The sequence below is a fragment of the Streptomyces sp. NPDC045998 genome (assembly GCF_056430285.1).
Genome location: NZ_JBWKLJ010000007.1, coordinates 464,075 through 482,608, shown reverse-complemented (window position 1 = coordinate 482,608; position 18,534 = coordinate 464,075). Strand labels below are relative to the sequence as shown.

18 protein-coding genes and 2 pseudogenes are annotated in these 18,534 nt (G+C 70.3%); 18 read left to right on the top strand and 2 right to left on the bottom strand.

The annotated features are described in order from the left end of the window. The first annotated feature begins 147 nt into the window (after positions 1-147). The 17 genes and pseudogenes from AC07FJ_RS23205 to AC07FJ_RS23125 all read left to right on the top strand — a co-directional run bounded on the left by AC07FJ_RS23205 (position 148) and on the right by AC07FJ_RS23125 (position 16,267). Positions 148-492, top strand: coding sequence for a MerR family transcriptional regulator (locus tag AC07FJ_RS23205; RefSeq protein ID WP_479051237.1), 345 nt, complete (start codon positions 148-150; stop codon positions 490-492). Positions 493-602: 110 nt separating this feature from the next. Further along, positions 603-907 (top strand): annotated as a pseudogene (locus tag AC07FJ_RS23200) (cation:proton antiporter regulatory subunit); the annotation flags it as partial. A gap of 127 nt (positions 908-1,034) precedes the next feature. Continuing rightward, positions 1,035-1,372, top strand: a pseudogene (locus AC07FJ_RS23195) (cation:proton antiporter); the annotation flags it as partial. Positions 1,373-2,009: 637 nt separating this feature from the next. Then, the gene (locus tag AC07FJ_RS23190; protein WP_479051236.1) at positions 2,010-2,609 is read left to right on the top strand and encodes a YybH family protein; all 600 of its coding nucleotides are present in this window, start codon (positions 2,010-2,012) and stop codon (positions 2,607-2,609) included. Positions 2,610-2,835: 226 nt separating this feature from the next. Then, on the top strand, positions 2,836-4,044 hold the full coding sequence (locus AC07FJ_RS23185) for a 3-deoxy-7-phosphoheptulonate synthase (RefSeq protein ID WP_479051235.1): 1,209 nt from the start codon (positions 2,836-2,838) through the stop codon (positions 4,042-4,044). After that, positions 4,032-4,655, top strand: coding sequence for an isochorismatase family protein (locus AC07FJ_RS23180; RefSeq protein WP_479051234.1), 624 nt, complete (start codon positions 4,032-4,034; stop codon positions 4,653-4,655). Before AC07FJ_RS23185 ends, AC07FJ_RS23180 begins: the two co-directional genes overlap by 13 nt. Next, complete coding sequence (locus tag AC07FJ_RS23175; RefSeq protein ID WP_479051233.1) at positions 4,652-6,556, top strand: chorismate-binding protein; 1,905 nt, start codon at positions 4,652-4,654, stop codon at positions 6,554-6,556. The genes AC07FJ_RS23180 and AC07FJ_RS23175 overlap by 4 nt, the downstream gene beginning before the upstream one ends. Then, positions 6,553-6,927, top strand: coding sequence for a hypothetical protein (locus AC07FJ_RS23170; protein WP_479051232.1), 375 nt, complete (start codon positions 6,553-6,555; stop codon positions 6,925-6,927). Before AC07FJ_RS23175 ends, AC07FJ_RS23170 begins: the two co-directional genes overlap by 4 nt. After that, positions 6,924-7,541 carry a phenazine biosynthesis FMN-dependent oxidase PhzG gene (gene phzG / locus AC07FJ_RS23165; protein WP_479051231.1) on the top strand — a complete coding sequence of 206 codons (618 nt, stop codon included), beginning with the start codon at positions 6,924-6,926 and terminating at the stop codon, positions 7,539-7,541. The genes AC07FJ_RS23170 and phzG overlap by 4 nt, the downstream gene beginning before the upstream one ends. 43 nt (positions 7,542-7,584) lie before the next feature. Then, positions 7,585-9,441 (top strand): asparagine synthase (glutamine-hydrolyzing), encoded by a 1,857-nt coding sequence (gene asnB, locus AC07FJ_RS23160; RefSeq protein ID WP_479051230.1) that lies wholly within the window; start codon positions 7,585-7,587, stop codon positions 9,439-9,441. Between the two features lie 38 nt (positions 9,442-9,479). After that, on the top strand, positions 9,480-9,971 hold the full coding sequence (locus AC07FJ_RS23155) for a PhzA/PhzB family protein (RefSeq protein ID WP_479051229.1): 492 nt from the start codon (positions 9,480-9,482) through the stop codon (positions 9,969-9,971). Between the two features lie 86 nt (positions 9,972-10,057). Further along, positions 10,058-10,459 carry a VOC family protein gene (locus AC07FJ_RS23150; protein WP_479051228.1) on the top strand — a complete coding sequence of 134 codons (402 nt, stop codon included), beginning with the start codon at positions 10,058-10,060 and terminating at the stop codon, positions 10,457-10,459. A 170-nt stretch (positions 10,460-10,629) separates the two neighbouring features. Next, positions 10,630-11,640 carry a methyltransferase gene (locus AC07FJ_RS23145; protein ID WP_479051227.1) on the top strand — a complete coding sequence of 337 codons (1,011 nt, stop codon included), beginning with the start codon at positions 10,630-10,632 and terminating at the stop codon, positions 11,638-11,640. 104 nt (positions 11,641-11,744) lie between these two features. Further along, positions 11,745-12,221, top strand: a complete 477-nt coding sequence (locus AC07FJ_RS23140) for a DUF488 family protein, N3 subclade (RefSeq protein ID WP_479051255.1) — start codon at positions 11,745-11,747, stop codon at positions 12,219-12,221. 89 nt (positions 12,222-12,310) lie between these two features. Beyond that, the gene (locus tag AC07FJ_RS23135; RefSeq protein ID WP_479051226.1) at positions 12,311-13,894 is read left to right on the top strand and encodes an asparaginase domain-containing protein; all 1,584 of its coding nucleotides are present in this window, start codon (positions 12,311-12,313) and stop codon (positions 13,892-13,894) included. A gap of 70 nt (positions 13,895-13,964) precedes the next feature. Then, entirely contained in the window at positions 13,965-14,816 is an 852-nt protein-coding gene (locus AC07FJ_RS23130; RefSeq protein ID WP_479051225.1) for a PhzF family phenazine biosynthesis protein, read from the top strand. Positions 14,817-14,911: 95 nt separating this feature from the next. After that, positions 14,912-16,267, top strand: coding sequence for a replication-associated recombination protein A (locus tag AC07FJ_RS23125; protein WP_479051224.1), 1,356 nt, complete (start codon positions 14,912-14,914; stop codon positions 16,265-16,267). A gap of 56 nt (positions 16,268-16,323) precedes the next feature. On the opposite strand, the gene AC07FJ_RS23120 is transcribed toward AC07FJ_RS23125, so the two are convergent. Then, a complete protein-coding gene (locus AC07FJ_RS23120; RefSeq protein WP_479051223.1) occupies positions 16,324-16,719 on the bottom strand; it encodes a RidA family protein in 396 nt (131 codons plus the stop codon). A gap of 138 nt (positions 16,720-16,857) precedes the next feature. Between AC07FJ_RS23120 and AC07FJ_RS23115 the strand changes: the two genes are divergently transcribed. Then, a complete protein-coding gene (locus tag AC07FJ_RS23115; protein WP_479051222.1) occupies positions 16,858-17,847 on the top strand; it encodes a helix-turn-helix transcriptional regulator in 990 nt (329 codons plus the stop codon). A 127-nt stretch (positions 17,848-17,974) separates the two neighbouring features. Here AC07FJ_RS23115 and AC07FJ_RS23110 read toward each other — a convergent pair whose 3' ends face one another. Beyond that, positions 17,975-18,478, bottom strand: coding sequence for a SpoIIE family protein phosphatase (locus tag AC07FJ_RS23110; protein ID WP_479051221.1), 504 nt, complete (start codon positions 18,476-18,478; stop codon positions 17,975-17,977). Between the last annotated feature and the right edge of the window lie 56 nt (positions 18,479-18,534).

Below are 18,534 nucleotides of genomic sequence, written 5' to 3'. Positions count from 1 at the left end.
CTCCTCCCCGTGCTCCCTCTTTTGGGGAAGGAGCCGGGAGAGAAGAGGGAGTGGGGGGTGTGGGTGGGGGGGGGTGGGGGACTTTTTGTTCCCCCCCCCCCCCCCCCCCCCCCGGCCCCCCCGACGCGTCCCCGAAAGAAGAGGTCTATGCCCCCTGGCAGTTCCCGCCACGTCGCCAACCTCGACGACGATGACTACCCCGCCTACACCATGGGCCGGGCCGCCGAGATGCTCGGCACCACCCCCGCCTTTCTCCGGGCCCTCGGCGAGCACCGCCTGATCAGCCCCGGACGCTCGCCGGGCGGCCACCGCCGCTACTCCCGCTACCAGCTGCGCATCGCCGCCCGAGCCCGTGAACTCGTCGACGAGGGCACCCCCATAGAGGCCGCCTGCCGCATCGTCATCCTCGAGGACCAGCTCGAAGAAGCCCAACGCATGAACGAGCAACTGCGCAACCAACGCGGCGAGTCCCAGCCGACGAGCCCCGCCTGACCAAGCCCCGGGGCGCCTCCGGGAACGAGCGGGGGCACCCCGGGCGCGGATGCCGCCGCCCCGTCGGCCGGCACTCGTGCGGGCCACGCGGGGCGGCGGCATCCGCCGGTCAGACCGAGGCGCTCATCAACGCGCTGATGCCCGATCACCGCGCCCCAACCTGCTGTCCACCACGGACCCGGCGCTTCTCGCCGAGCGGATCGAACTGCCGGCCACCTCGCACTGGAACGGGCGGGTCCTCGGGGAGGCCCGGATGCGTACGGAAACGGGCGCGTCCGTCGTCGCCGTGCTGCGGCGGGCCGAGGTGATCCCGTCCCCGGCGCCGGACTTCCGACTGGCAGGCGGGGACACCCTCATCGTGATCGGTACCCGTGAAGGCGTCGAGGCCGCCGCCGCGATACTCGGCCGGGAGTGAGCGCCCGTGCACTCCTCCGCGGTCTTGCTCGTCGAGTTCGGCGCGATCATCCTCGCCCTGGGGCTGCTGGGCCGGCTCGCCGGACGTCTCCGGTTCTCCCCGATACCCCTCTACCTCCTGGCCGTTCGTGCCCGCCCTCGCCCTGGCCGTGGTGACGGCGGGCACGAAGATCGCGACCGGTTACTGGGCCGCCCGGCGTGCCGGGATCTCCGCCAAGGGCCGGTGGCGGGCCGGTGGCGGGCCGGGGGCACCCTCGTGGCACGCGGGGAGTTCTCGATCGTCATCGCCGGCCTCGCGGTGACCGCCGGGATCGAACCGCAACGCGGGCCGCCGGCCACGGCGTACGTCCTCATCCTGGTCATCGCCTGGCCGCTCACCGCCCGCTACACCGAACCGATCGCCACCTATCTGACGGGCCGCCGGCGTACGGCCCCGGCCTCGGCCCCCGAGTCCCGGAGGCAGGCGAGTCCCGGGAGGCCCGCGAGTCCCGGGCGCCCGCGGTGGAGGGCCTGGAGCCGGTGGACGACGGCGCCGCTCGCGACCGACCCTCTGTTATCGGCATGCATCAATCGGTCAACGGACCGGGAAGTTCGTGTGGCATATTCACTCGCGGCGAGCTGCGGTCCAGGCCATTCATTCGGCGCGTCCGGAATTCAACTTTCCTCTTCCTTTATCTGGCGGTGGCCTGCGTCGCGCGCTCACCGGTGAGTGAAATGGTGTGGCGGCCCTCACTTGAGAGGCGCCTGACCGGGGCGATATCGCCGCAAATCGGGCGACCTGCAGAGGTGTCGGCGGCTGGAATTGACGGTTCCTGGTCGCCGACCTCTCCGACCCGCCACCCGGATTCGTGGTGGGCGGTGTTCCGGGAGCGGTGATTGCCGCAGGTCATCATGGCGTGGCCGATATTCCGCTTCAACGTTCGCCCGGAGGAAATAGCGGGCCGGTGCCCCGCGCATTACTAAAACGTTGACAGGGGCCTGTTCCGGACTGTTGTATGACTGTCATCAAGGGGGCGGGATGGCCAATGGGGGAGTGCCAGAGGGCCCAACGCCGTAGACGCGTTGTATCGACCCGTTGCCATCTCCAGTTCTGGGGGGATGTCATGAGCAAAATCAAGCACACGCTTCCGATCGCTGTCGCGGCCATTGCGCTGACGGCCGGAAGCATTGTCGGCCCCACCTTCATACAGACCAAGTCGGTTGCTGCCAGCGCGTCAGCCGACACCACGACACCGGACAGTGACAGCGCCGTCGCCGCGCGGCCGGGCGCGAAGACCCCCGCCGAGTTGCTCCAGCTCCTCGGCGAGAGGATCAAGGCAAAGGACGTCGACGGAATCATCGCTCTCCATGAGCCCGAAGCGGCGATCGTCAATTACGACGGTTCGATCATCCGGGGGCACAAGGAGATCCGGGCGTTCTACATCGACTGGTTCAAGTCGGATCCGGTGCTCACCGTCAACCCTCGCCAGACCGTGCTCGCGGGCGGCAAGCGTACAGGTGACGGCAGGGTGCGCGGCCGCACGGCGGCCATCATGGGCGACTACTCGCTGGAGCAGAACGCCGCGGACGGTACCCGCGAGAGCTTCACCGGGAATTTCTGCGACACCGTGCAGGAGCAGCCGAACGGCACGTGGCTGTACGTGCAGGACAACCCGTACCCGCCCCACGGTGAAGCCGCGCCAGCGGCCCGGGCGCACCACTGATCAGGCCATTTCGACGGCCTTGAATTTCTGCGGACTGAGCTGCCCCGTCGGTTAACCGGCCGGGCAAAATCCGGGATTCACCGTGCCCGCACGCAAGTGCCGCCCATAAGGATTTCCCGGGGGAGTCTCCTGCCGCCCTGTTGGGCTTCGCCATTGGCCCTGATGACCGGCCATTGGCCGACGCCCGGATAGTGCTGTGCCGACATATTGGAGGTGGGAAGCAAAATTGAACATCACCTCGCTCGAAATCTCGCAAACCCCGGTTGCGCGGCAGCAGCCCCAGTGGGAAGACCCGTCACAGGTCCAGCACGTCAGGGACGTGCTGGCAACCCTCCCCCCGCTCGTGGAGCCCGCATCGCTGGGCCGGCTCCGGGGGCTGCTCGCCGCAGTCGCCGCCGGGCAGGCGCACGTGGTGCAGGCGGGGGACTGCGCGGAGGATCCGGCGGAGTGCACCGCCTCTGACGTGCGGCGGAAGGCGGTACTCCTCGACGTACTGGCCGGCGTCATGAGCGCGATCACCCATCAGCCGGTGGTGCGGGTGGGCCGGATCGCGGGCCAGTACGCCAAACCCCGGTCGGCGCCTACGGAGTCGGTCGGCGGCGTCGAGATCCCGGTGTACCGGGGGCACATGGTGAACGGTCCGGAGCCGGACCCGGAAGCCCGACGGCCCGACCCCCAGCGCCTGCTGGCGGGCTACCGGGCGGCGAGCCGGCTCATGGCCCATCTCTGCCCGACGCCGCAGGCGCGCCTCGACCCGGCCGTGTGGACCAGCCACGAGGCTCTGCTGCTCGACTACGAGATCCCGATGCTCCGCCGCGACCGGGAGGGCCGGCCGGCGCTCACCTCCACGCATTGGCCGTGGATCGGCGAGCGGACCCGCCAGCTCCACGGGGCCCACGTCGCGCTGCTGGCGGATGTGGTGAATCCCGTCGCGTGCAAGGTCGGGCCGCGCATGACGGTCACCGAACTGCTCGGCCTCTGCGCGCGGCTCGACCCCGGACAGGAGCCGGGCCGACTCACCCTGATCGCCCGGATGGGCGCCGACGCGACCATGGATCTGCTGCCGCCCCTGGTGCGAGCCGTGCGCGCCGCCGGACACCCGGTGATCTGGCTGGTCGACCCCATGCACGGCAACACCGTGACCACCGCCGAGGGACGCAAGACGCGAGTCGTGCAGACGATCACCCGGGAGGTCATGGCCTTCCAGGCGGCCGTCCGCACCGCAGGCGGCATCGCGGGCGGGATTCATCTGGAGACGACGCCCGACGAGGTGACCGAATGCGCCGATGCGCCGAACCGCACCGACCGGGTCGGCGACAAGTACACGACGTTATGCGACCCACGACTCAACCCTCGTCAGGCGGTGGCGGTGGTCTCCGCCTGGCAGACGCGAACGATGACGGAGAGGTCCGAAGGAGAACCGTGCCGGGCATAGCGCCGATCTCTGCCTACCCACTGCCCACGACGGCTGAACTGCCCACCAACACCGCACAGTGGACCCTAGACCCGCGCCGTGCGGCCCTGCTCGTACACGACATGCAACGCTATTTCCTCGCGCCGTTCCCCGCGTCGGTGCGTGACCCGCTGGTGCGCCACTGCGTGCGGCTGCGGGACCGCTGCGCCGCACTCGGCGTACCGGTGTTCCACACCGCGCAGCCCGGTGGCATGACGGATGAGGAACGGGGCCTGCTCAAGGACTTCTGGGGTCCGGGCATGCGGGTGGACCCCGTCGACCGTCAGATCGTCACGGAGCTCGCACCGCGGCCCGCGGACCACGTCCTCACCAAGTGGCGCTACAGCGCGTTCTTCCGCTCGGACCTGCTCGCGCGGATGCGCGACCAGGGCCGCGACCAGCTGATCGTCTGCGGCGTGTACGCGCATGTCGGCGTACTGGCGACGGCCCTGGAGGCGTTCACCAACGACATCCAGCCTTTCCTGGTCGCCGACGCCGTCGGCGACTTCTCCGCCGAGTACCACCGGCTGGCCCTCGACTACGCGGCCGCTCGCTGCTCGGTGGTCACCACCACCGAGGAGGTGTTCCGATGAACGCGCGAGAGCTGCTCGACCACGTGCTGGGGCCCAACCCCGGTGCCTTCGCCCTGCTGCACCGCCCCGAGACGCTGGGGCCGGACCACGTGGAGATCCTGCGGGGCCGGGTCAGCACCCCGGCCCGGCTCGCCGACATCCCGCAGGCCGGCCCGACCGGGCGGCCCGGTGACGCCCGGCACGAAACGCTGGTCCTGGTGCCCCACCAGCAGATCACGGAGCGCGGCTTCGCGGCCGCGACGGACGGCTCACCGCTGCTCGCGATGTCGGTGACCGACCAGGGGCGGGTCACCACGACCGAGGCGCTCAGATCCCTGCCGGACGAGCCGATCACCCTGACCGGCGGCCGTTTCGACACCGACGACGACGCCTACGCCGATACGGTCCGCGCGGTGCTCGCCAACGAGATCGGCACCGGAGAGGGCTCGAACTTCGTCATCAAGCGCTCCTTCGTCACCACCATCACCAACTACTCCACCCGCAGCGCACTGAGTCTGTTCCGCAGGCTGCTCACCCGGGAGAGCGGCGCCTACTGGACCTTCCTCATCCACACCGGCGCGCGCACCTTCGTCGGCGCCACCCCGGAGCGCCACATCAGCCTGCGGGGCGGCATCGCGGCGATGACCCCGATCAGCGGCACCTACCGCTACCCGCCCACCGGGCCGGTTCTGTCGGAGGTGATGGAGTTCCTCACCAACGGCAAGGAGACCGACGAGCTGTACATGGTCCTGGACGAGGAACTCAAGATGATGGCCCGGGTCTGCCAGGGGGGCGGCCGGGTGCGGGGGCCGTTCCTGCGGGAGATGGCCTGGCTCGCGCACACCGAGTACGTCATCGAGGGGCGCAGCGACCTCGACCCCCGGGACATCCTGCGGGAGACGATGTTCGCGCCCACGGTGACCGGCAGCCCTCTCGAGAACGCCTGCCGGGTGATCGAGCGCTACGAGCCGCGCGGCCGCGGGTACTACGGGGGTGTCGCGGCCCTCATCGGCCGCGACGCCGACGGCGCGCGCACCCTGGACTCGGCGATCCTCATCCGTACCGCCGACATCCGGGCGTCGGGCGTCGACGACAGCGGTCACGTCGAGGTCGGGGTGGGGGCGACCCTGGTCCGGCACTCCGACCCCGACACCGAGGTCGCCGAGACCCGCACCAAGGCCGCCGGCCTGCTCTCGGCGCTGGGCGCCGACGAGCGGCTCGACGCGCACCCGCTCGTCCAGGACGCCCTGGGGCGGCGCAACGAGACCATCGCGCGCTTCTGGCTCAGCGACGCCGACTCGCGGGCGCGACCGCATCCGCTGCTGGCCGGGCGGCGGGCGCTCATCATCGACGGCGAGGACACCTTCAGCTCGATGCTCGCCCATCAACTGCGCGCCATCGGGCTGACGGTGCGACTCAGCCGCTACGACGCGTCCCACCGCTTCGATGACCACGACCTCGTCATCGTGGGCCCGGGACCCGGCGACCCGCGGGAGACCGACCACCCCAGGATGGCCTCCCTCACGTCGGCGCTCGAACACCTGCTGGCCCGGCGCATCCCCTTCCTGGCCGTGTGCCTGAGCCATCAGTTGCTGTGCCGGCACCTCGGGTTCGAACTGAGACGCCGGGACGTCCCGAACCAGGGCACCCAGCGCGAGATCGACCTGTTCGGCTCGCGGGAGCGGGTGGGTTTCTACAACTCCTACGAGGCCCGCGCACGAGCCGAGCAGGTGGAGTGCCCCGGCGTCGGCGAGGTGAAGGTCAGCCTCGACGCCGGTACGGGTGAGGTGCACGCCCTGCGCGGGCCGCACTTCAGCTCGGTGCAGTTCCACCTCGAATCGGTGCTCACCCAGGGCGGGGAGCGCGTCCTGGGCGAGCTGCTGGCCCCGCTGATGAAGACCCCGGAGGCACTGAACGCATGAAAGCCACCATCTCCTGGTGGGACCTCTCCGCGTCCGACCAGACCATCGACTCCTTACGCGTCTATCTGCGGGACGAGGGCGTGGACCCGTGGGCGCGGATCCACGGTCTGCGGTTGAAGTTCTGGATCTCCGATCGGCGGACCAACCGCTGGGGCGCGGTGATGCTGTGGGACTCCGCGGCCGATCTGACGGCACCGATGCCCCCGAACCGGGCCACCGAGCTCATCGGATACCCGCCGACCGACCGCATGGCGACCGACATCGAGGCCATCGTCGAAGGCGTCCACTCCGGCCGCCTGGCCGAACGCGGCCTGGCCTTCGAAACCTCCGACGACTTCGAAGCCACCGAACCGACCAGGAAGACATTGTGAGCGCGCCGACCCGATCCCGGGAGGACGAGGAGTTCTCCACCCCACCCGCCGAACCGGTGGGCCTGCTCCAGGCCTGGTTCGACAGCGCCGTCGCGAACGCCGTCCGCGAGCCGGGCGCGCTGGCACTGGCCACCTCCGACGCCCGCGGCCACGCCTCCAACCGGATCGTGCAGGTGCTCGCCGTCCGCGACACGGGTCTGGTCTTCGCCAGCCACGCCGACAGCCGCAAGGGCCGGGACCTGGCCGAGACGGCCTGGGCATCGGGCGTGCTCTACTGGCGCGAGGCCGGCCGCCAGGTGAGCGTGAGCGGCCCCACCCGGCCGTTGCCCGACGAGGAATCCGACGCCTTGTGGGCTGCCCGGCCGGTCGTTACGCACCCGATGTCCGTGGCATCGCATCAGAGCGCGCCGCTGCTGGACGAGGGCGCGCTGCGGGAGCAGGCCCGGGAACTGGGACGCGACGGCGTGGCACTGCCTCGCCCGGCCCGCTGGCTGGGCTATCTGCTGGAGCCGGCGTCGGTGGAGTTCTGGCAGGCCGACCCGGACCGGCTGCACCGGAGGCTGCGCTACGAGCGCGACGGTGCCGGCTGGCGCGTGGACCGGCTCCAACCCTGACCCTGCACAGGACCGTTGACTCGAGAGGAAGAAGGGCACGTCGATGTGTGGAATCACGGGCTGGGTCTCGTTCACCCGGGATCTGACTCAGCAGCGTTCGCAACTGGACGCGATGACGCAGACCATGGCATGCCGGGGGCCGGACGCCGCGGGCACCTGGCTCGACCGGCACGCGGCGCTCGGCCACCGCAGGCTGGCGGTCATCGACATAGAAGGTGGCACCCAGCCCATGGTGGTGCCCACCGACGACGGACCGGTGGCGATCACCTACAGCGGTGAGGTCTACAACTACACGGAACTCAGGGGCGAGTTGATCCGCCGAGGCCACCGGTTCCGGACCCGCAGCGACACCGAAGTGGTGCTCCACGGCTACCTGGAGTGGGGCGTGGCGGTCGCCGAGCGGCTCAACGGCATGTACGCCTTCGCCGTCTGGGATGCCCGGGTCGACAAGCTGGTGATGATCCGCGACCGGATGGGCGTCAAGCCGCTCTACTTCTCCCGCACCGACGATGGCGTGCTGTTCGGCTCCGAGCCGAAGGCGATCCTCGCCAATCCGCTGGCGGACCGGGCGGTCGACCTCGAAGGACTGCGTGAACTGGTCAGCTTCACGCAGACGCCGGGGAGCGCGGTCTGGTGCGGGATGCGCGAGGTGGTACCGGGTGGCGTGGTCACCGTCGACCGCTCCGGGCTGCGTGAGCGCCGCTACTGGACTCTGCCCACCCGCCCCCACACCGACGACCTGAAGACCACCATCGCCACCGTGCGCGAGCTCCTCGAGGACATCGTGAGCCGCCAGCTGGTCTCCGACGTACCGCGCTGCACCCTGCTGTCGGGCGGTCTGGACTCCAGCGCGATCACCGCACTGGCGGCCGCCAAGCTCGGCCGGCCCGGGGAGCACGGCGAACCCGGTGAGAAGGTGCGCAGCTTCGCCGTGGACTTCGTCGGGCGGGACGACGACTTCGTGGCCGACGAACTGCGCCCCACGTCGGACGCACCCTACGCGCGTGAGGTGGCCGCGCACGTCGGCTCCCGGCACGAATCGATCGTGCTCGACCACGTCGCGATCGCCGACCCGGCGGTGCGCCGAGCCGTCATCACCGCGCGGGACAGCCCCCTCAGCCTCGGCGACATGGACACCTCGCTCTACCTGCTGTTCCAGACCATCCGCGAGCAGTCCACGGTCGCCCTCTCCGGGGAGTCCGCGGACGAGGTCTTCGGCGGATACCGGTGGTTCCACCAGCCGGAGGTCCAGGCCGCGGACACCTTCCCTTGGATGGCGGTCTTCGTCAGCGGCGCGCGGGCCCAGGTGTCCGATCGGTTCAACGCCGACATCACCGCTGCCCTGGACCTGCCCACCTACATCCGCGACCGCTATGCCGACGCGGTCGCCGAGGTCGAGCGGGCCGACGGTGAGAGCGACCATGAGCTGCGGATGCGGGTGATGTGCCACCTCCATCTGACGCGCTTCGTCCGGATGCTCCTGGAGCGCAAGGACCGGATCAGCATGGCCGTCGGACTGGAGGTCCGGGTCCCCTTCTGCGACCACCGGCTCGTCGAGTACGTCTACAACACCCCGTGGTCGATGAAGACCTTCGACGGCAGGGAGAAGAGCCTGCTCCGCGCCGCGACCGCCGACCTGTTGCCCGCGTCGGTGCTGCATCGGGCCAAGGCCCCCTACCCCGCCACCGTGGATCCGCATTACACGGACGCTCTGCTGCAGCAGTCCAAGGAACTGCTCACCACCGACGACCCGGTGTTCGGCCTGGTCGACCGCAGCTGGCTGCAGGACATCACGCGGCAGGACGCGAGCACGATGCCCATCGACGTCCGCAACGGTATGGAGCGCGTACTCGACCTGAGCACCTGGCTGGACATCTACCGCCCCGAGCTCCGGCTCTGACCACATTCCACGCTCAACAAAGGATGGGGGGATTCGAGATGGGAACGGACAACACTCGGCCCGAGGGCTTCGGCACCGACCTCGACCTGCGCGCCCGGAACCGTGCCGTCGTCGCGGATTACATGAGCCGCAAGGGCGAGAACCGACTGACGCGCTACCTGCTCTTCGCGGAGGACGGCAGCGCGGGCCTGTGGACCAGCGACACCGGCGAACCGATCGTCTCCCACGGGCACGAGAAGCTCAAGGCGCACGGCGAGTGGTCGCTGCGCATGTTCCCCGACTGGGAATGGAAGAACGTCGAGATCTTCGAGACACAAGACCCCAACAGGTTCTGGGTCGAGTGTGACGGAGAGGGACAGATCCTCTACCCGGACTATCCGCCCGGCTACTACCGGAACCACTTCATACACTCGTTCCTGCTCGAAGACGGAAAAATCAAGCAGAACCGCGAGTTCATGAACCCGTTCCAGCAGCTGCGCGCGCTGGGTATCGAGGTGCCGAAGGTCAATCGAGGCGGAATCCCCACGTAGGGATGTCCTCTTCCCGGTCCACGGTGTTCCCGGGGTCTCGTCGTCCCCGGGTCCACGTTGTTCGCACTCACAGCAAGGAGCACCAGGTGGGATCTCAGCTCAACCCGTACATCGCCTTCAACGGGAACGCACGGCAGGCGATGGAGTTCTACCACGAAGTCCTCGGCGGCGAGCTGGAGCTGGGCACCTTCGGCGACTTCGGCTCGGCGGAGATGCCCGACGCCGACAAGATCATGCACGCCACGCTCAGCACCGCGGACGGTTTCACGGTGATGGCGTGGGACGTCCCGGAGCGGGTCCCTTACAACCCGGGCACCAACGTCGCGCTCTACCTCGGCGGCGACGACGCCGAACTGCGCGACTACTTCGAGAAGCTGTCCGTCGGCGGCTTCGTGGCGATGCCCCTGGCGAAGCAGTCCTGGGGTGACGAGGCCGGCACGCTCGTGGACAAGTTCGGGATCACCTGGATGTTCAACATCAAGCAGTAGCCGGCCCGCTATCGGGCGGCGGTCCTTCCGCGCCAGGCCTCGGCCGCGCGCGGAAGGACCGCCGCTTGGCCGACCCGCGCGGGTGGCCAAGCGTTGTGACGTGCCGCGGAGGACCGCGGCAGAGCGGGCCGAGCGGTATGGGCCCGGAGGCCGGGATGGGGAGCTCTCACATGACAGTCGACGTACAGGCCACTCGAGACGTGGTCGACATCATCACCGGTGGCTGGAGGGCGCAGGCGCTCTACACCGCGGTCAAGCTCGGCCTGCCCGACCACGTCGAAGCCGGCCTGACCACGAGCGCCGAGCTCGCCAAGGCGGCCGGGGCGGACGAACAGGGCGTGCACCGCCTGATGCGGCTCCTGGTCGCCATGGGCGTATTCGAGGGCGGCGAGACCACCGGGTACCGCGGTACGCACGTGAGCGCGGCACTGCTCGACGGCCCCCAGTCCCTCCGCGACATGTGTCTGCTCTACGGCGAGGAGTTCTACGCCGCCTGGGGTCACGCCCACCACGCCGTCAGCACGCGGAGCTCCGGCTTCGCGGTCGCCTACGGCCGGCCGTTCTACGACTATCTCGGCCAGGACGCGACCACCGCCGGGCGATTCCAGCAGACCATGAATGCCGCGAGCATGTTCTTCCACCAGGTACCCGGGATCTTCGACTTCTCCGGCGGCAAGACGGTCGTGGACGTGGGCGGAGGGGGCGGGCACCTGCTCGCCACGATACTCCGCGCCACACCGGATGCCAGAGGCACGCTCCTCGACCGCGCGCACATGATGCCCAAGGCGCGCGAGCACCTGGCCGCCACCGTCGGACTGGACCGTGTCCAGCTGGTCGCGGGCGACATGTTCGAAGACGTCCCGGCGGGCGGGGACGCCTACATACTCTGCCGGGTGCTGGCCGGGTGGAGCGATGACGCGGTCGTCGGCGTCTTCGAGAACTGCCGCCGCGCCATGGCGGATTCCTCGGCGCGCCTGCTGATCCTCGACCGCTTCGTCGAGGACGAGAATCCCACCGTGCTGCCCGCGCTGTGGGACCTGCACCTCCTGGTGACAACCGGCGGTGAACACCGCACCCTCGGCAGGATCACCGAACTGCTCAACCGGGCCGGCCTGGACCTCACCGGCTCCGCCGAGTTGCCCATGGAGACGACCGCCCTGATCGCCGCGCCGCGCCCCTGACTCCACGGGTCCCCAAGGGACGGCGTCACCACGAAAAGAGCCCGCGCGGAACCGGCGGGCGGGGCACGAGTAACAGCTCGAACAGGAGATCCCCGGTGCTCAAGATGGCAACGATCGGCGTCTATGGCTTCGACGGCGATTCCTACCTGCAACGACTGCGACAGGCGGACGTCCGCCTGCTGATCGACGTACGTCAGCGCCGCGGTGTCCGCGGACCCGACTACGCCTGGGCGAACTCACGGCGGCTGCAGGCGGCCCTCGCCGACGCCGGGATCGCCTACGCGCACCACCGTGAACTCGCCCCGACCACCGAGCTGCGTCACCTCCAGTACGCCGAGGACGACCGCCAAGGGGTCGGCAAGCGCTCCCGCCGCGAGCTCGCCGCCGAGTACACCCGCCGCTACACCGCCGAGATCCTCGACCACGCCGACCTCGCGTCCGTCGTGTCGGCGCTGCCGAGCGACGGGACGGCCGCGCTGTTCTGCGTCGAGACCGACCCCGAGGCCTGCCACCGGTCGTTGGTCGCCCAGCGGCTGGCCGAGCGGTTCGACGTCACGATCGAGCACCTGAGGCCACTGTGAGGCGCGACACTCGCCCGGACGGCGCGCCGCGACCGCGGATCGCGGTGTTCGCCGGGCCGACGGCGACGATTCTGAACACACCTGACCTGGTGACATCGAACAAGGCGCGCGCACGTCACGGTCTGCCGCCGAGCCCCTCGCGCTTCGACGTCCTGCGCCCTCAGCGGCTCGCGGCACCTGTGACGGTGTACATCGAGGCATTCAGCGCGCACCCGCTCGAACGCGACGCGGCCGACCTGTACGCCCCTCCGGACGGCTGGCTCGACAAGGACGGCACCTTCCACCCCGAGCGGCCCCACGACGACGCCACACCGGTGTACGTCGCCGAGCTCGACCCCGCCGACGGCCTCTACCCCCTCCCGTACATGGGCAGACAGGCGAACGGGTCCGCTTGGGAGGAGACCTCCACGGCACCGTTCGCACCGCCGGGAGCCGCTCGGCAGACCTTCTACCCCGACGCCCGCCGCCTGTACGAGGAGATCGAGCGATTCGGCCTCGCCGACCATGGGACCCCGGTCGAGCTGTGGTCGGTCGCCGATTTCGACTTCTTCCGCGCCGCTCCGTCCGGCGGGTACACCACGGGTCCGGATTCCGAGCGCCTCGGGCAGGACTTCTTCGTCTACTACCCCTACCACCTGCAGACCGAACCCGGCCTGGGGAACCTCGCCCAGGCGACCAACCAGGTCCAAGCCGTCCTCGCCACGGGCGAGTACGCCGGCGTGCAGTGGCTCGAAGGGAGCCCGACCGTCGACGAGACCCTGTACTGGCTCGGACTGATGGTCGACACGACGGCGCCCCTCGTCGGACACGCCGCTCAGCGCCGCCACCAGTCCCTGAGCGCGGACGGCGACCGCAACGTGGTGGACGGGGTGAAGTACATCGTCTCGGGGGTCGCCCTCGACGAACGGGGCGAAGACCGCGTCGGTGCCTGCGTGATCGTCGATGAGCTCGTCTACTCGGCCCGGGACGTGACCAAGGTCGACGCCCGACCGGGCGGTTACGAGGTCACCGGCGGACACGGGGGAGTCGTCGCCGACCTGGGTGGGTACGGCCCCCCTCAGCTCACCTACCTCCCCGCCCGCGGCCACACCCACCGCTCCGCCCTCCGTCTGACCGAGCTCCCCAAGCGGGTGACCGGTGTCGCCGGGGCGTTGGGGCCGGGCGTGTCTTTGGTCGACGTCCCGACGAAGGACGCCGACGGACTCCTATCCGGCGCGATGCCGCACGTCACGATCACCAAGTACAGCCGGTACGCGGCGACGGGGGCCGGCCCCGACAGCCCGCCCGCCACCGACGACGAGGTCGAGATCCTCGCGCGGATCAGCGCCAACCTCGCCAACGCGCCACTGGCCGGCTTCGTGTGCGAGGGCATGTCGCCGTTCGGGATGGCGGACCCGACGAGGAACGCGGCACTGAGCGTCGCCATCTTCGCCGGCATGCCGGTGGTCCGCACCGGACGTGGCAATACCGGCGGCATGGCGTACCGGACCGACCCGACGTTCATCTCGGGCAACAACCTCACAGCCACCAAGGCGCGCATGCTCCTCATGGCGGCGCTGCTCAAACTCGGGGCCCTGCCCCCGGCGGCGGACCCCTTCAACCCGACCCCCGAGGAGCGCGCGGCCACCGAGCGGGCAGTCGCTCGCTACCAGACTCTGTTCGACACCCACTGAGCCGCTTCGAGACCGACCCACTTCGAGACCGACCTGCTTCAAGACCGACCCACTTCGAGAACGGGAAACCATGGTTGCGTACGAGTACGTGGTGGCCGACGTCTTCACCGAGGTCCCACTGGAAGGAAACCCGACCGCGGTCTTCCTGGATTCCTCCGGCATCCCCGCCCCGCGCATGCAGCAGATCGCACAGGAGATGCACCTGTCGGAAACCGTCTTCGTCCTCCCGGCCGAAGACGACGGTGACGTGCGAGTCCGGATCTTCACCCCGGTGAACGAACTGCCGTTCGCCGGACATCCGACCCTGGGCACCGCCATCGTGCTCGGCGAGTCGAAACCGGCGGACACGCTCCGGATGGAGACCGCCATGGGCACCGTGGCGTTCGACCTGGAGCGGGCCGGCGACGGCGCGGTCGGCGCGGCCAGCATGTGGCAGCCCGTCCCGACCTGGGAACCGTACGACCGGGCCGACGAGTTGCTCACCGCCCTCGATCTCACGGCGACCGGCAGCACCCTGCCGGTCGAGATCTACCGCAACGGACCGCGGCACGTGTTCGTCGGCCTGGACAGCGTGGACGCGCTCTCCGCCCTGGAGCCCGACCAGCGAATCCTCGCGAGACTGCCCGACATGGCCGCCAACTGCTTCGCGGGCTCGGGCACGCGGTGGAGACTGCGGATGTTCTCACCCGCCTACGGCGTCGTGGAGGACGCGGCCACCGGCTCGGCCGCGGGAGCGCTCGCCGTACACTTGGCCCGGCATGGTCTGATCCCCTTCGGTGAGTGGATCGAGATCCGCCAAGGTGTCGAGATGGGCCGTCCTTCGACGATGCGGGCCCGCGCCCTGGGGACGCCGGAGCGGATCGAGTCGGTCCAGGTGGCGGGGTCGGCTGTCATCGTCGCCCGGGGAACGCTGTACGCGTAGCCGCCGGGACGCAGGAGTGACCAACCCACGGATGAAGGGCCGCCACGCGTGTCCAGGAGAGCATCTTCCACCGACCACCCCGAGGTGGGGCCGCGATGACCGACGAGGACGAGGGACTGTTCGCGTTACCGGCCTCCGACCTCCCGACCGCAGAGCCGGCGCCCGCGCGGGCCACCGCGCCGTTGGCGGTGCGGATGCGGCCGCGCACGCTCGATGAGGTTGTGGGCCAGGCGCACCTGCTGAGCCCCGGCGCGCCACTGCGGCGGCTGGTGGAGGGCGGGGAGGCGGCGTCGGTGCTGCTCTACGGCCCGCCCGGCACAGGGAAGACCACGATCGCGCGCCTGCTCGCGACCGTCGCCACCCGGCACTTCGTCGCCCTCTCGGCGCTGTCCAGCGGGGTCAAGGAAGTGCGCGACGTGATCAGCGACGCACGCCGTCGCCACGACCGCCAGAACCGGCGGACCGTGCTGTTCATCGACGAGGTGCACCGCTTCTCCAGGACCCAACAGGACGCGTTGCTCGGGGCCGTGGAGGACAGGCTTGTCCTGCTCGTCGCCGCCACCACGGAGAACCCGTCGTTCTCGGTGGTGTCGCCACTGCTCTCCCGGCTGCTGGTGCTGCAACTGCGGTCCCTGACCGAGGACGAGGTACGGGAACTGCTGCGGCGGGCGGTGAAGGACGAGCGCGGCCTCGACGGTTCGGTCTCGCTGGCCCCCGAGGCCGAGGACGCCCTGGTACGCCTCGCGGCCGGTGACGCCCGTAGCGCGCTGACCGCGCTGGAGGCGAGTGCCGACGGCGTGACCGGCACGGGCGGCACGGTGATCGACGTGCCGGACGTGGAGCGCGCCATCGCCGAGACCACCGTGCGCTACGACCGCCAGGGCGACCAGCACCACGACGTCATCAGCGCGTTCATCAAGTCGATCCGCGGCTCGGACCCCGACGCCGCGCTGCACTACCTGGCCCGCATGCTGGTTGCCGGGGAGGACCCGCGGTTCATCGCGCGGCGGCTGTTGGTGCACGCCAGCGAGGACGTCGGGCTGGCCGACCCCACGGCGCTCCAGGTGGCCGTCGCGGCGGCACAGACGGTCCAGCTGATCGGCATGCCCGAGGCACGCCTCGCATTGGCGCAGGCCACCGTGCACCTGGCCACGGCACCCAAGTCGAACGCCCTGATCGTCGGCATCGACGAGGCGATGGCCGACGTGCGAGCGGGCGCCGTGGGCGAGGTGCCCGCCCACCTGCGCTACGGCCGCTACGCGGGCGCCGCGGAGCTGGGCAACGCGGTCGGCTACCGCTACCCCCACCGTGTGTCCGACGGCGTCCTGGAGCAGCAGTACCCGCCGGACGCACTGGTGGGGAAGGACTACTACCGGCCCACGCGGCACGGCGAGGAGCGCGTCCTGCGTGAGCGCCTCACCAAGCTCCGCCGCACGGTTCGCGGCGAGTGAAGCCCGCTGCCCGTGCCGGTTCGACCGGCACGGGCAGCGGAGGGGGCGAGGTCAGCTCACGCGACCGCGGTTCCCTCCAGCTCGACCATCTGGCCGGGGATCGCCAGGCGCGTCACCCCGAGCATCGTGGTCGTCGGCGCGACCCCGGCGGCGCCCAGCCGGCCCGCCAGCACGCCGTAGTGCTGGAAGAGCAGGTCGACGTCGGTCGTGTAGACGTTGAGCCGGACGAGGTTCGCGAGAGACATGCCGGCCTTGGCGAGGACGGCCTCGATGTTGTCGATGCTCAGCGCCAGCTGCGCCGCCATGTCACCATCGTGCTCGGGCTTGCCTTCGCTGCTCATCGCGGTCTGCCCCGAGATGTACAGGGTCCGTGAGTGGCCGGAGACGACCTCACCCTGGTTGAAGCCCATCTCGACCGACCAGTTCACCGGGTTGACCGCAGATCGTTCCATCGTCGCACTGGCTCCATTCGCTTCATTGACAGTACGGGCGTTCCAACCACCGTGCGTATGCCGGGGCTTGACGCCGTGTGAAGGAGCCTGCCAAGAAATCATGACACCCTTGGTCAGGTATTTCGTTAAAGTTCTGGCATGCGCGCCGACCGCTTGGTCTCCCTGGTGCTGTTGCTGCGGCAGCGCGGTCGGATGACCGCGGACACCCTGGCCCGCGAGCTGGAAGTGTCCACCCGCACGGTGCTGCGCGACATAGAGGCGCTGTCCGCGGCCGGTGTCCCGGTCTACGCCGAGCGCGGCCGGCACGGCGGCTTCGCGCTGCTGCCCGATTTCCAGACCGCGCTCACCGGACTGAACCATGACGAGGCGCTCGCCCTGCTGGTCGCCGGATCACGGCGAGGCGCGCAGCTCTTCGGCCTCGGCTCGGCGCTCGCCTCGGCCATGCTGAAGGTGGTGGACGCCCTGCCCGAGGGCCTTCGGGACACCGCGGCCGACGCGGCGCGGCGCCTACTCATCGACCCGGAGACCGACCTTCTCTCGCGCCGCGTGGCCGCCGAAGAGCTGCCGGAAACCATGGTGGCCGAGGTCCGGCGCGCGGTCTTCGGCGGGCACAAGCTGCGGATCCACTACGCGGCTCCGGGCCAGGCCCCACAGTGGCGCACGGTGGACCCCATCGGCCTGGTCACCGTGCGCGACCAGGGCTATTTGCTGGCCATGAGAGCAGGTGCGGACCGGACCTACCGGCTGTCCCGGGTGCTGGCCGCCGAGGAGCTCGACGAACCCGCCCAGCGACCGGACACCGTCGATCTGGACCGGACCTGGCAGGAACGCAACACGCGGTTCCGGGCCGGCGGCGACCAGGTCGCCGTGCGGCTACGCGTGGACCCCGCGCGCCGGGAGGAGCTGGTCGGCACTGCGCTGGCCGTGTGCGCCGAGGAACCCGACGCGGACGGCTGGCTGCGGTTGGACGTGATCTTCCAGGACTCCCGGCACGCCGAGTGGGCACTGTGGCAGCTCGCCACGAGCGCGGAAGCCCTGGCCCCGCAGTGGCTGCGCGCCTCCCTACACGACCGCGCCGCCGCGACCGCCACCCGCTACGCGGCACCCCCCACAGAGTCCGGTCCGTGAGGTGACGCCGTTCGGAGCGGCGGATCCGGGGCGGGACCCCCGGGCGCGGCCCATGGACCGGGAAAGCGAGACACCATGAACGTGAGTGCCGCGCCACCGCCGAGGCGTAGGGCGGTAACCCGGACGACTACGTGCCCGGCGCCAATGTCAGCGTGGACTGGAGGATGAGCCGCAGCCGGATCGGGCCCTTGCCGTAGCGGATCGCGTTCGTCACCAGTTCGCTGACCATGAGCTCGGTGGTGAAGGACAGGTCGCCGACCTCCCAGGCGGTCAGCCTGTCGGAGGTGAAGGCGCGGGCCCCCGAGACGGCCGCCGGGTCGGAGGGGAGGTCCAGTGTGGCGACCCGCCCCGGTTCGAGCGCCCGGGTCCGCGCCACCAGCGGGGCGACGTCATCGGCGGGGCGGCTGGGCAGCAGCGCGGCGAGCAGCCGGTCGCAGATCTCGTCGGGTGACCCGGACGGCCCGGAGGAGCCGGGGGAGCCGGGCGATCCTGGCGCCCCTGCCAGGACATCGCGCAGCACCGCCCGTGCGGTGTCCACATCCCGGGTGCGGCTCTCGATGAGGCCGTCGGTGTACAGGGCCGGCAGACTGCCCTCCGGCAGCTCGAACTGGGCGGTCTCGAGAAGTCCCACAGCCACCGCCGCACCGCCATCTGCCCAGCGTATTCTCAGGTCAGAAGGGGTGCGGC

What these genes read in the sequence shown, in the direction of transcription:
- AC07FJ_RS23115 (WP_479051222.1), top strand. Translation starts at nt 16,858, where the DNA reads ATGCGCGCCGACCGCTTGGTCTCCCTGGTGCTGTTGCTGCGGCAGCGC.
- AC07FJ_RS23145 (WP_479051227.1), top strand. Translation starts at nt 10,630, where the DNA reads ATGACAGTCGACGTACAGGCCACTCGAGACGTGGTCGACATCATCACC.
- AC07FJ_RS23130 (WP_479051225.1), top strand. Translation starts at nt 13,965, where the DNA reads ATGGTTGCGTACGAGTACGTGGTGGCCGACGTCTTCACCGAGGTCCCA.
- AC07FJ_RS23190 (WP_479051236.1), top strand. Translation starts at nt 2,010, where the DNA reads ATGAGCAAAATCAAGCACACGCTTCCGATCGCTGTCGCGGCCATTGCG.
- AC07FJ_RS23125 (WP_479051224.1), top strand. Translation starts at nt 14,912, where the DNA reads ATGACCGACGAGGACGAGGGACTGTTCGCGTTACCGGCCTCCGACCTC.
- AC07FJ_RS23140 (WP_479051255.1), top strand. Translation starts at nt 11,745, where the DNA reads ATGGCAACGATCGGCGTCTATGGCTTCGACGGCGATTCCTACCTGCAA.
- AC07FJ_RS23205 (WP_479051237.1), top strand. Translation starts at nt 148, where the DNA reads ATGCCCCCTGGCAGTTCCCGCCACGTCGCCAACCTCGACGACGATGAC.
- AC07FJ_RS23170 (WP_479051232.1), top strand. Translation starts at nt 6,553, where the DNA reads ATGAAAGCCACCATCTCCTGGTGGGACCTCTCCGCGTCCGACCAGACC.
- AC07FJ_RS23155 (WP_479051229.1), top strand. Translation starts at nt 9,480, where the DNA reads ATGGGAACGGACAACACTCGGCCCGAGGGCTTCGGCACCGACCTCGAC.
- AC07FJ_RS23120 (WP_479051223.1), bottom strand. Translation starts at nt 16,719, where the DNA reads ATGGAACGATCTGCGGTCAACCCGGTGAACTGGTCGGTCGAGATGGGC.
- asnB (WP_479051230.1), top strand. Translation starts at nt 7,585, where the DNA reads ATGTGTGGAATCACGGGCTGGGTCTCGTTCACCCGGGATCTGACTCAG.
- AC07FJ_RS23175 (WP_479051233.1), top strand. Translation starts at nt 4,652, where the DNA reads ATGAACGCGCGAGAGCTGCTCGACCACGTGCTGGGGCCCAACCCCGGT.